The organism is Nonomuraea sp. NPDC003707 (assembly GCF_053587055.1).
On sequence record NZ_JBSFNK010000071.1, the window covers coordinates 20,641 to 32,765 of the forward strand.

Consider the following 12,125-nt stretch of genomic DNA (forward strand, 5'->3'; position numbering starts at 1 on the left):
GGATCCACCCCCTGCGAGATCGCCGGGGCCGAATTCCAGTAACAGCCCAGATCAGGCCGCTGGAAGGCCGGTTAACAGATAGGGGGTTGTTGGACCAGATCTGCCGCCACACCGCCTTGGGATAGACGGCGAAAGCCAGAATGTCCTCGCGCGCCTCATCCAGATGCTCGGCCGCCTTGGGATATTTGTCCTCCAGCGCTTGGACGACCTGGCGGTGTTGCGCCCGCACCGAGGCGGCGTCGGGCTGCTCGAAGACGGTGCGGAGCATGGTCGACACCCATGGCTGAGCCGCCTTCGGGACACAGGTCGCGAGATTTCGGGCGTAGTGGAGCCGTCAAGAAATAAGGCGTTGCTTTTCGATCTTGAGCTCGTTGACTTGGTATGGGCATACCGAGCGAGGTCCGCGATCAGCTCGTCTCGCGGTTCAGGGTGCTGTTTCCGCATTTGAACGAGCGGCAGCGGCGTCTGGTTATGGGGCAGGAGGCTCGGCTGCTTGGACATGGTGGGGTGCGGACGGTGGCGGTGGTGGCCGGGGTGTCCGAAACTACGGTCCGCGCCGGGGTGTTCGAGTTGGAGGCCGGCGAGGATCCGCTGCCGGACGGCCGTGTCCGTCGTCGTGGTGGAGGTCGCAAGGCCGCCGAAGCTCAGGACCCGGATCTGGTGCCAACACTGCTGGCGCTGGTGGAGCCGGATGAGCGCGGGGATCCGATGTCGCCGCTGCGCTGGACCACCAAGTCGCTGCGCGATCTGGCCCAGGAGCTGACCGGGCAGGGCCATCCAGTCTCGGCGCCGACGGTGGGCCGGCTGTTGAAGAAACAAGGCTTCAGTCTGCAGGCCAATGCCAAGACGCTGGAAGGCAAGCAGCATCCGGACCGGGACGCGCAGTTCCATTACATCAACGAGCAGGTCAAGGCCCATCAGGCGGACGGCGAGCCGGTGATCAGCGTGGACACGAAGAAGAAGGAGCATCTGGGCGATCTGCCGAACGCCGGCCGGCAGTGGCGGCCCCAGGGCGATCCGGTTCGGGTCGAGGACCACAGCTTCTTCTTCACCGGCCCGGACGTGCCGCACGCGATCCCGTACGGGATCTACGACTTGGTCAACGACACGGGCTGGGTGAACGTCGGCATCGATCACGACACCTCGGCGTTCGCGGTGGAATCGATCCGGCGCTGGTGGCGCGGCCGCGGCAGCCTGGACTACCCGAACGCGAACCGGTTGCTGATCACGGCGGACTGCGGGGGCTCCAACAGCTATCGCTACCGGTTATGGAAGGCCGAGCTGGCCGACTTCGCCGCTGAGACCGGGCTGGCGGTGACCGTCTGCCACTTTCCGCCCGGCACCAGCAAGTGGAACAAGATAGAGCACCGGCTGTTCTCGCACATCACCATGAACTGGCGCGGCAGGCCCCTGACCAGCCACGAGGTCGTGGTCAACAGCATCGCCGCGACCCGCACCCGCACCGGGCTGACCGTCGCGGCCGAACTGGATACCAACGCCTACCCGCTGGGCGTGTCGGTGTCCGCCGAGCGGATGAGCATGCTGCCGATCGTCCCGCATACCGAGCGCGGCGCCTGGAACTACACAATCGGCCCGGCAGACGGCAACCCGCACCTGCCCCCATGCGACGACCGGGCGCGCATCCGATCCGAAAGCCTGCACGCTCTGGCCGATCCCCGGCTGACCGGGATGAGCCGAGAGGAGCTGAACGAGCTGGCCGCATCCCTGGCTCCGGGCCAGGCGGCCCTGGCCGAGCAGCGCAACTTCGAAATCCGTGGTGGCCCACGCCGACAGGCCAAGGCCAACCACGGACGCCCCCTGCTCACCGACGCCGACAAGGTCCTGATCGCCATCGTTTATCTCCGCCAGATCTGCTCCCAGCGCGTCCTGTCGGAGATGCTCGAGATCAGCCAGCCCCCGATCGGTCAGGCGGTCACCAAGACCGGCAAGCTACTGGCCGCCCGCAAACTCAAGATCGACCCCACCGTGCTGCGCTTCACCAGCGCCGGTGCGCTCCGCGACTTCCTGGACAGCAACACCGTCCCGACACGACCGAACCGACTGGCGCTGCTCGGAGATCCGGCACTGACCGGGATGAGCCGCCCGGAACTGGCCGCACTGATCGAGCGGCTGTCGCTGCGGCAGGCCGCCGAGGCCGAGCAGCGCAAGCATCGCCAGCGCGGCGGTGACCGGCAGGCCGGCGCCCGCGGAGGCATCTTCCAGGAGAAAATCACCGACGCCGAGCGCGTCCTGGCCGTCATCCTCGGCATGCGCAAAGTCTGCACCTGGGAGGTCGTAGCCGAACTGTTTCAAGTGAGCCGGCGAACGATCGGCAACGCCAAGATCTGGGTCCGCCCGCTGCTGGAGGAGACCGGCTACACCGTCACCCGATCCGCAACCCGATACTCCAGCGCCGACGCGCTCCTGAACGCCATCACACCGCACGACGACATCCCACGTGTCACAGAATCGACACCTTGATTCTTTACGGCTCCAGTGAGCGCGACACCTCTGCCAGGAGGTGCCGGGCAGGGTGGAGCCGATCGCATCGCGCAGCCCGGCATGACAGTCGGAGATCACCAAGGCAACGCCGGACAGGCCGCGGGCGACCAGACCACGCAGGAACGCCAGCCAACCCCCCCGTCCTCGGATGAGACCACGTCGATGCCGAGGATCTCGCGGTGCCCGTCGACATTGACGCCGGTCGCCACCAAGGCGTGCACGTTGACCGTCCGTCCGCCCTCACGCACCTTCTGTGTCAGCGCGTCGATCCACACGAACGTGTACGGCCCGGCGTCCAACGGCCGGTTGCGGAACTCGCTCACCATCTGATCCAGCTCCCGGGCCATCACACTGACCTGCGACTTGGACAGCTTGGTCACCCCAAGCTGCTCGGCCAGCCTCTCCACCCGCCGGGTCGAGACACCCAGCAGATACGAGGTCGCCACCACTGAGGCCAGAGCCCGCTCGGCCCGCCGCTGCCGCTCCAGCAGCCACTCCGGGTAGTACGTGCCGGTCCGCAGCTTCGGGATGGCCAACTCGACGGTGTGGCTGTTGCTTTTTGAAAACGATCTTTCGGAGTTGCGGGTTCGGCGATCTTCGTGATCATTGGATGAGTGGGTGGCGAGAGGTTTCCAACGGGTTGATCGGGATCAGCAGTTTCTGCTTCCGGTGGATATGCGCGAATGGCTTCCCGACGATCATGTGGTCTGGGTGCTGCTCGAGGTGGTCGAACATCTGGACGTCACCGCGCTGGAGGCTCGGTATGTTCAGGGCGGTCCGGGCCGCCGCGCTTATGATCCTCGGATGCTGCTGGCGCTGCTGATCTATGCGTACTCGGCCGGGGTGCGCTCATCGCGGCAGATCGAGCGGTCGTGCCGGACGGATGTAGCGATGCGGGTGATCTGCGGGCTGCAGGTGCCTGATCACACGGTGATCGCTCGGTTCCGGCAGCGGCATCAAGACGCGATGCGGGATCTGTTCACTCAGGTGCTGTTGATCTGCGCGAAGGCCGGATTGGGGCGACTCGGGGTCATCGCTGTGGACGGCACGAAGATCGCCGCGAACGCGGCGAAGAAGGCCAGCTGTCGTCGGCAGTGGCTGCAGCAGCAGGTCGATGAGATCCTCACACGGGCCGCGGCGGAGGACGCGGCCGAGGACGCCGCGCTTGGGGCAGGTGATCGTGGTGAGGAGACGCCGCGGCAGATGCGGGCTCGGCATGATCGGGAAGAACGGATCAAGCGAGCGCTGACTGAGGTGATTGCCGAGGAGGCCGAGCGTGGCCTGGATGCCGAGTCCGCGGTCGCCAAGGAACACGCCTTCCTGGAGGCGACCCGGGCCGGCCGCAATGACGTGGGGTCTCGCCCGGTGGGAGCCGACCCCGTGGCGATCGCCGAAGCGCGGCTGCAAGCAGCCCGAGACCGGCTGGCCCAGGAGATCGCGACCAAACGCGAGCGGATCGCCGTAGTGCGCGAACAGATCCGGCGGTTCGAGGCCGGCCAGGGCCCCAAGCCGCATCTCGGGCCATTCAGCTTCGATGAGAATCGCGGCCAGCAGGTGGCCCGCGCCAAACGGTGGGTGGCGCGGGCCGAGCGGGAACTGGCCACCGCCCAAGCGCGTAAGGCCGCACCTCCCAACGAGGGCGCCCAAGCCGATCTGTCGCCCGTGCCGGGAGGGGGTAGGCACGGGCCGCGCGGCATCACCGCCAAGACCGAGCGCCCGGTCGCCCGGCGCAATGTCACCGATCCCGACAGCAGGCTGATGCACGACAGCAACGGAGGCACCGTGCAGGGCTATAACGCCCAACTCGCGGTAGCAGACGACGGTCTGATCCTCACCGCTCACGTCGTCCAAGACCTCAACGACCGACGGCAACTGCGGCCGATGAGCCGGGCGGCGCTTCGCGCGGCATTGCTGGTCCACCAAGCCCGCTGCCTGCGCCGATGCCCGACGCTGAGCGGATGCTGCATCACAGCAGCAGCGCCGCAGGCCGATGGCGACCCGCGCGGCTGCGCCGACCTGGGCTGTCCCTGCCTGGCCGACTGGATCGGCCCTCTGCTGTTCGACGCCGGCTACTGGACCCAAGACAACCTGACGATCCCCGGTCCAGATCGGCTCATCGCGCCCGGGAAGAGCTCTGACCTGCCCCCGATCGGTCAGGACCACGACCCTCCGTCCCCAGACGCCGATCCGGCCACCCTCATGATCAACCGATTGGTAACAGAGGAAGGTGCCGCGCTCTACAAACGGCGCGGTGCCACCGTCGAACCAGTCAACGGCCATCTCAAGGACCGCACCGCCTTGCGACGCTTCGCCCGCCGCGGCCTGACGGCCTGCCAAGCCGAGCTCACCTTCGCCTCCATGGTCCTCAATCTTGGCAAGTTCTGCCGGCTGGCCTCACCTCAGCGCACAGCCGCCCTGACCGGCTGAAAGCTGCGGCCCTGATCGGCAGGGCCCTGGACCCGACACCTCAATGGCCCGAACGTCCGTGAATCACCCGCTTGCAAAAATGCAACAGCCACGGTCCCCGCCCGGGTGTCCCACTCGCGCCGCCGATAACCGTTACGCGAGTTGGTGCGCTGGTCGGACACCTCCCCGTAGCCGGCGCCGCAGCGCTGCTCGACCTCGGCGTCCATCATCATCTGCGCCATCCGCACGACCATCTCGCGCAGCACATCGGGCGAGGCCTGCGCCAGGGTCTCGTCGAACCACTCATCCTGAGCAGGCAGAATGTCCATAGCGGCCACTTCTCGTTCTCCTTCTTATGCCTTCGACAGCTGTGAAGGATCGCGGAGTGGCCGCCCTCATGTCACATCGATCTTCCCTCACGGGCATCAAGGTGACGAGTAGGTTCAAACCCGTACACCACTCCCGTGGACGCTAACCGGCGCGCGCGGCCGAGCGTGACGAGGCGGGGATCGCCGCTTGGCGCAGCGATGTCTGGCCGGAGGGAAAAGGGCCGCGGCGAACCTGGACGCCTGGCTCTGTTGGCAAGACGAGGCCGGTCAAGGCCTGAGACCACCCAAGGGCCGCAGCTGGGGGCGGCGCGGAGTGACGCCGGTGGCGACGGTGTCCGGTGGCGGGTCGGGAACGGTGATGATCGCCGGGCTGATCGCCACCAAGCCCGGGCACCTGCCGCGGCTGATCTATCGGATCCGGCTGCGCAGGGGACGTAAAGGTGAGCGCAAGTCCTTCTCCGAGGCCGACTACATCGCTCTGCTGGATGCCGCCCACCAGCAGCTGGGCGGCCCCATCGTGCTCGTCTGGGACAACTTGAACACCCACATCAGCGCGCGGATGCGCGCGCTGGTCGAGCGTCGTGCCTGGCTGACGGTCATTCAGCTGCCCGCTTATGCGCCCGAGCTCAACCCGGTCGAGGGCGTGTGGGCCCACCTGAAGCGCTCCCTGGCCAACCTGGCCAAGAAGACCCTGAACGAACTCGCCCGGCTGATCAAGACCCGGCTGAAGAAGATGCAGTACAGACCCCAGCTGATCAGCGGCTTCATCGCCAAGACCGGCCTCGACACCAAACCGCCGTAACCCCCGCCTTTAAAGCTCTCTAGGCAGCCATCTCCATGAACCGTAAATCACGCAGCCCGCAGGAGTTCCGTATGGTGAAAATATGTTCTTCGAACCCCCGCCAGCTCAGGAAGAATCGACTCGCCCACCCAAGCCTGGATTGCCGGCTTGGTCCGCTCCGCCGGCGGACGAGATGGGCGCGGTGATGGTCAGCGGACTGGCGCTGGCCCGCACCCCAAATGCCGCCATCACCTTGCCAACGATCCAGGCATTCAGCATCGGCTGCCTGATAAACGTGGACATCGTCACGAGGCGACAAACTCTGTCCCCCGACGACTTCCAGGCCCTCCAGCTCTCTGTGTTTCCTCATATGATCACTGGCATGAGGGCCGATCAGCCGTTACCGGACCAACTACTACGGTTCGGTGTTCGCTTCGCGGATGGAGCCAAGGCCACCACCGTCGGACAACGTCTGGACAGAACACAACTCCCGCAGGATCCGCCACCAGGTCCGCAACTTTCCATGCTGTTCCCTGGCATGTCCATGCGCAGCGGTGACGAGGACGCAGGTGTCATGACCATGGGGCTGTGGCTTTGGCCCTCGCCGCCCCAGGAGAGCTTCGAACTCGCTGTGGAGTGGCCCATCGGCGGTATCGAGCTGAGCATCGTCGAACTCGATGGCGCCGCCATCGCTGCCGCCGCACAGCAGGTGGTCCCGTACTGGCCGGAATCCCCGCAGGACGGGTAAAACCCCGACCAACCGTGATTACGCAAGAGTCCGTGTTTGTAAGTCCGCGATCATAACTCAGTCCTACTGACGGTGATGGTTCAAAGAAACCTCTGAACAGGCAACCTCAGCGACAAGACGCACATCAAGCCGCCAACCCGCACACCAAGACCCCACCAGCTCACGCTGCCGGGGTCTTCTCACATCGCCACATCCTCGCCTTGGACGTCGCGTTCATCCTCATCTTGAGTGTCCGGGAACACCCCGCCATGCCCGAGCAACCGGGCCTCCTGCGCCAGTACCAGGCGCCGCTGACGCTCGTTCAGGTGCGGTAACAGCACCTCGAGTTTCCGCTCGAGCTGGTCGCGAACGTCGCTGGAGATGGCCATACCACTCCAACGAGCCCAAGATCAGAAAGCAACGCCTTATTTCTTGGCGGCTCCACCTGCTGCGCGCGTCGTTCCGGTATGCCGCCCGCCAGCACTGGGATGCCATCGCCAAGGCGCTCAAGCCGGTCTACACCGCGCCCACGGAGGCCGCCGCGCTGGAGCGCTTCTTCGAGTTCGCCGAGGCCCTGGGGCGGTAAGTACCCGGCGATCGTGAAGCTGTGGGAGGACGCCTGGGCCGAGTTCGTGCCCTTCCTCAACTTCGACACCGAGATCCGACGCGTCATCTGCTCGACCAACGCCATCGAGTCGGTCAACGCGCGGATCCGGCGGGCGGTCAAGGCTCGCGGGCATTTTCCGAACGAGCAGGCCGCGCTCAAGTGCGTCTACATGGCGATCATGAGCCTGGACCCGACCGGCAAGGGCCGCAAACGCTGGATCACCCGCTGGAAAGCCGCCCTGAACGCCTTCGCCATCACCTTCGAAGGCCGTCTGACCCCGACCACCCGCTAATCAAACAAGATCGAGATACACCACTGACTGGACACACCTTAGAGCCTGAAGCAGCGCTGGTATGACAGGCCAGCCCGGGGCTGCCTGTCGGCCATGAGAAGCACCGAATCGCCTATCTGTACTTCGGCGTGGATCAGCGATCCGGAAAGCATCGGGGTGCGGGCCTCGGTGCGTTCCTTGCCGTCAAAGACGTCTTCGATGAACGCGATGAGGTCGGCTGCGCCATCGACGATGGCGAAGGGGTTGATCGAACGCTCCCCCTGGCGGTAGGTCAGAACCAGCGCGAATGACCGGCATGGCTATCCTTTCTCGTTGTCTGTGATCGCCACCGCAAAACTCAATGAGGAAGGACAGCCTCCTGGGGCTGTCGCCTTGGATCGCAGGCCAGCACATCACGCAGGTGCTGGTCCCTTATCGGTGAACCCACCCCGGCCATGCGGCGGGGTTGAGATAGGTCCGGTCGCTGACGATGCGCTCGTCCGCGTCAAAGGTGAGGATCGCGCACCAGTGCGTCTCCCACAACGTTCCGGTATTCGGGTCTGTGCCGGTCAAGGTGGCCTCCACGATCACCTGGTCGCCCGCGGGGATCATGTTCACGATGTGGCCGCGGCGGTCGGGGGCGGCGTCCAGGACTGCCTGCTCGGCTCTGTGGAAGCGATCGCGGTCGTCGATTCGCAGGAGCTCAGGAACGACGACGGTGAAGTCATCGGCGTAGCTCTCGTTCACCATCCGGCGAACATCGTGGTTGTAGCGGTCCATCCATGTGCGTACAGCTGCGAGGTGGTCAGACATGGACGTTCTCCTTGGCGTGTTGAGGGATGGCTCAGAGCCCGACTGATCGGGCCTTACAGAAACGTCAACGAGCGGGCGGTGAACAGCCAGTTTCCATCGGCCTGGCGCGCCATGAGGTCCTGGTAGCGACCTACAGCGGTGAGTGTCCATGCACCGCTGTCAACTTTGTCGTAGACCAGCAGGTCGCTTGCCACCTCGGCGGTGTCGCCGTCGACCTCGACCACGATGTTGGTGTTGACGTGCCGTCGCTGCAACTCAGGTCGCTTCGCCAGATCCTGGGACATCATGAACTAATGGATCGCCGTGTGGCCGGTGCGTCCGGCGATCGAGCCGTCGGGGGTGTAGGTCGCGAGGCAGTCGTCGTAGCGGCGGTCATCCAGTGCGAGGTTGTTGCGGGCGATGGTTTGGCAGATCAGCTCATAGTCAGACATGAGCGAGCTGATCTCATGGGCACCTATGGTGAACTCGACGAGTGCCGATTTCCGTGTCACGCGTCATTCTAGAAAGCCAGGCTGTGGTGTGGCCGTCAGAGAGCGGCTGAGCTGCTTTCTCAGGGCCTCGAGAAAGCAGGCAATCGCAGGGTGAGTTCGGGTGCCCTGGCGTACGGCTGCAAATAGGGTTCGATCGATGCCAGGGCTGGATACCGTAAGAAGCCGCGCATTTGGTGTATCGCCGAAACGCCCTATCAGGGGCGCGATAATGGCGGGAAGCAGGGCGATGCCGTTCCCGGCGCCGACGAGGGCGGCGGCCATGGTAAAGTCGGCGCACACTCCGATGACATGGGGCTCGTATCCCACGAGCGCGCAGGCTCGCTCGAGCACGAGGGCACATGCAGTGCCTGAAGCAGGTGCGATCCAACGGTCATCGCGCAGATCCGCCAGGGCGACGTGCGGTCCGCGCAGTCGGTGGTTCGCGGGAACCGCGACGAACATCGGCTCGACGTACAGGTCGATCCGGTCCAGGTTGGTATCCCCTCGACGTGGGGCGAGGCTGTACTCTCCGCCCAGAGCGACGTCCAGTTCGCCACGGGCGAGTGCCGCGAGGCTCTCTTCGGGTTCGAGTTGCTGGACACGTACATCGAGCTCGGGCGCAGTCGTGGCGAGATGGGTCAGCGCGGACGGGAGCAGGGTGTAGCCCAGTGTGGGGAGGGCTCCGACCCGCAACACGCCATGGACCTTGCCGTCAATCCTGGCAATTTCGGCCTCAACGGCTTCCACTCCGATGATCAGATCTCGGGCATGGCCTGCCAGCCATTGGCCGGTAGAGATCAGCCGCGTGCCAGTGAGCGCCGCTATCACGATCGGCCGGGACGACTGCTCGATCGCCGGCTGAGCGTCGCCGGCCACGAGGAGATCATCCAGCATGCGCAATTCCCGGGAACGGCCGGCGAAGAAGACCACATCGGAGGGCAGCTGCCGGATCAGAGCTGGCGGCTCGGGTAGATCGACCTGCTCGAGGGCCTGAGATGGTGTCTCCAGTCCAGGCGGCGGCTCCGCCTGGACCTCTTCCAGCAGCCGAGCTAGCCGGGAGTCCTCAGCGAGGATGGCGCTGTGTACCCGGACGAGCTCCTGACCAGGATCGATGCCCAGTTCTTCGCGCAGCAGGGCGACAACGGTGCGGTAGGTGTCCAGTGCCTCACCTCGCCGCCCGGACAGAAAGAGCGCGGTCATCAGATAGGCCCACAGCCTCTCGCGGAAGGGGTGCTCGCCGGTCATCACCTTCAAAGGCACCACCGTCTCCTCGTGCCTGCCGAGCCGGAGACGCAGGTAGACCAAGCGTTCCGTGGCGACGATCCGTTCCTCGGTAAGGATGGGCACGTCGAGGTCGTGCATCAGCTCAGACGGCACGTCAGTCAGCGCGGGACCCCGCCACAGGCCCAACGCCCGGCCGAGCAGATTGGCCTCCTTGGCGGCGTCCCGCTCGATGGAAGCCCGGCTGGTGAGCGCCCGGAACTCCGACAGATCCAGACCGACCGCCGCCGAACTCAGAATGTAGCCGCCACGGTGACCGCGGATCAGCTCATCCTTGTCACGCAGCAGGCGCCGCAGCCGGGAAACGTGCGTGTGCAGCGCCCCACGTGCGTCCGTCGGGGCATCGCCGTTCCAGATCCGCTCGATCAGATGGTCACGCGACACGAACTCATTGTTCCGCATCAGCAAAGTGGCCAAAATGATCCGCTGCTTGGCCGCGGGAATGACCACCGTCCCGCCGTCACGCCTGACATCCAGGCTGCCGAGTACGCCGAAACGAAATATCTTCTGTGACGTCATCGTCTTCCGCCATTCGGGATACTGGAGAGCTGGGCGCCCGGTGCCAGTGATGCCGATCAGGCTCTACGACATGCTACGTCGCCGCCCGGAGCATACGATCACCTCGCCGGTCAATCCGGCGACAACGCCATGCTCGGGGGCCGACTGATGCTCCACCTGATTGTGCGCGGCCACCGACCGTTCGTCTCAGCTCGGCCGACTAGAGAAACAGGTGCTCGCTGTACTCGTAGTGGATGGTTGCAAGAAATGTGGCTCAGTCGGCGCTGCGAGCATCTCTGGCGATTACGATCATTTCGACTTCCACGGCTACGCCGCTTGGCAGTGAGGCGACGCCGACGGTGGTGCGAGCGTGGCGGCCAGCCGTACCGAATAGTTCTATCAGCAGTTCGGACGCAGCATTGGTGACCCTGGGGAGTGGCTCATAGCCGGGTACGCAGTGTACGTATCCATTGACTTTCAAGATGCGTTCAACCTCATCAAGGCTCCCCAGAGCTTGTTCCAGACTAACGAGGCAACCGAGGATCGCCAGGCGAGCTGCAGCGCGTCCTTCGGAGAGATCAAGCTCCTCGCCTACCCGGCCGCGGTACTGGTGACCACCGTCCGAATATGGCGCATGTCCGGAAATGAAGGCCAGCTGACCGAATCGCGCGACTGGGACGTATTCGTGAGTCGGCGGTATCGGCGGGAGCGTGATACCCAGTTCGGTGAGTCGGCGTCGCACCGCGGAGCTAACTGTCATCAAAGCACCTTGTCTGTGGTTGTGGCACGCGCTAGGGCTTGGTCGAGGTCGGCGATCAGATCATCAGGGTGTTCCAGGCCGATGGACAGACGGAGCAGGTCGTCGGCGAGTGTCGTGTCGGTGCCGTGGGTGGGTGCCGTGGCCTGGTGCTGGATGAGGCTTTCTGGGGAACCGAGGCTGGTGGCACGGGTGAACAGACGGACCGCAGCCGCTACTGCAATCGCGGTCGAGCGCCCTCCACATACCCGGAAGGACACCACTCCTCCGAAACCGTCGAGCGTGCGCTTCGCCAAGTCATGTTGTATATGGGCTGGTAGGCCTGGATAGTGCACGGCTGCGACTGCTGGATGCTCGTTGAGGTAGGCGGCTATCTTCGCGGCCCCTTCCGCGTGTGCTCGCATGCGTATCGGAAGGGTTTTCAGTCCTCGTCGGACGAGCCAGCAGTCGAACGGTGCCGGTACGGCGCCTTCCACCCACTGCCGCTGACGCAACTGCTCCAAAGGGAGGGTGCCTGCGACGACAACTCCGCCGACGACGTCGCCGTGGCCAGACAAGAACTTGCTAGTGGAATGGACCACGCAGTCTACACCGAGCGCCAAGGGCCGTTGGAACACCGGAGTGACGAATGTATTGTCCACCGCACATATGGCCCCACCTTGGTGGGCGATCGCTGCGACGGC

At 65.0% G+C, this 12,125-nt stretch carries 10 protein-coding genes and 5 pseudogenes; 5 read left to right on the top strand and 10 right to left on the bottom strand.

The annotated features are described in order from the left end of the window. Positions 1–19 precede the first annotated feature (19 nt). Positions 20–334, bottom strand: a pseudogene (locus ACWDRB_RS64610) (transposase); the annotation flags it as partial. A 47-nt stretch (positions 335–381) separates the two neighbouring features. Between ACWDRB_RS64610 and ACWDRB_RS64615 the strand changes: the two are divergent. Beyond that, positions 382–2,481, top strand: a complete 2,100-nt coding sequence (locus ACWDRB_RS64615) for an ISAzo13 family transposase (RefSeq protein ID WP_449912023.1) — start codon at positions 382–384, stop codon at positions 2,479–2,481. Positions 2,482–2,490: 9 nt separating this feature from the next. On the opposite strand, the pseudogene ACWDRB_RS64620 reads toward ACWDRB_RS64615, so the two are convergent. Beyond that, positions 2,491–3,047, bottom strand: a pseudogene (locus ACWDRB_RS64620) (IS256 family transposase); the annotation flags it as partial. Positions 3,048–3,108: 61 nt separating this feature from the next. On the opposite strand from ACWDRB_RS64620, the gene ACWDRB_RS64625 reads away from it, so the two are divergent. Then, entirely contained in the window at positions 3,109–4,929 is a 1,821-nt protein-coding gene (locus ACWDRB_RS64625; RefSeq protein WP_449912024.1) for a transposase, read from the top strand. Positions 4,930–5,009: 80 nt separating this feature from the next. Here ACWDRB_RS64625 and ACWDRB_RS64630 read toward each other — a convergent pair. Further along, positions 5,010–5,237 (bottom strand): annotated as a pseudogene (locus ACWDRB_RS64630) (transposase); the annotation flags it as partial. Positions 5,238–5,424: 187 nt separating this feature from the next. Between ACWDRB_RS64630 and ACWDRB_RS64635 the strand changes: the two are divergent. Further along, entirely contained in the window at positions 5,425–6,039 is a 615-nt protein-coding gene (locus tag ACWDRB_RS64635) for a transposase (RefSeq protein WP_449912025.1), read from the top strand. An 82-nt stretch (positions 6,040–6,121) separates the two neighbouring features. Then, complete coding sequence (locus tag ACWDRB_RS64640; protein WP_449912026.1) at positions 6,122–6,766, top strand: hypothetical protein; 645 nt, start codon at positions 6,122–6,124, stop codon at positions 6,764–6,766. A gap of 239 nt (positions 6,767–7,005) precedes the next feature. Here ACWDRB_RS64640 and ACWDRB_RS64645 read toward each other — a convergent pair. After that, positions 7,006–7,134, bottom strand: a pseudogene (locus ACWDRB_RS64645) (ISAzo13 family transposase); the annotation flags it as partial. A 50-nt stretch (positions 7,135–7,184) separates the two neighbouring features. On the opposite strand from ACWDRB_RS64645, the pseudogene ACWDRB_RS64650 reads away from it, so the two are divergent. Next, positions 7,185–7,644: pseudogene (locus ACWDRB_RS64650) on the top strand (transposase); the annotation flags it as partial. A gap of 411 nt (positions 7,645–8,055) precedes the next feature. On the opposite strand, the gene ACWDRB_RS64655 reads toward ACWDRB_RS64650, so the two are convergent. The 6 genes from ACWDRB_RS64655 to ACWDRB_RS64680 form a co-directional block, all read right to left on the bottom strand. Next, positions 8,056–8,403, bottom strand: coding sequence for a nuclear transport factor 2 family protein (locus ACWDRB_RS64655; protein ID WP_449912027.1), 348 nt, complete (start codon positions 8,401–8,403; stop codon positions 8,056–8,058). 86 nt (positions 8,404–8,489) lie between these two features. Continuing rightward, the gene (locus ACWDRB_RS64660; RefSeq protein ID WP_449912028.1) at positions 8,490–8,723 is read right to left on the bottom strand and encodes a nuclear transport factor 2 family protein; all 234 of its coding nucleotides are present in this window, start codon (positions 8,721–8,723) and stop codon (positions 8,490–8,492) included. Positions 8,724–8,726: 3 nt separating this feature from the next. Continuing rightward, on the bottom strand, positions 8,727–8,867 hold the full coding sequence (locus tag ACWDRB_RS64665) for a hypothetical protein (protein ID WP_449912029.1): 141 nt from the start codon (positions 8,865–8,867) through the stop codon (positions 8,727–8,729). A gap of 63 nt (positions 8,868–8,930) precedes the next feature. Then, positions 8,931–10,706, bottom strand: a complete 1,776-nt coding sequence (locus ACWDRB_RS64670) for a BTAD domain-containing putative transcriptional regulator (protein ID WP_449912030.1) — start codon at positions 10,704–10,706, stop codon at positions 8,931–8,933. Between the two features lie 253 nt (positions 10,707–10,959). Further along, entirely contained in the window at positions 10,960–11,445 is a 486-nt protein-coding gene (locus ACWDRB_RS64675; RefSeq protein WP_449912031.1) for a RidA family protein, read from the bottom strand. Next, the coding region (locus ACWDRB_RS64680) for a trans-sulfuration enzyme family protein (protein ID WP_449912032.1) at positions 11,445–12,125 on the bottom strand (681 nt) is incomplete at its 5' end. The genes ACWDRB_RS64675 and ACWDRB_RS64680, both read right to left, overlap by 1 nt.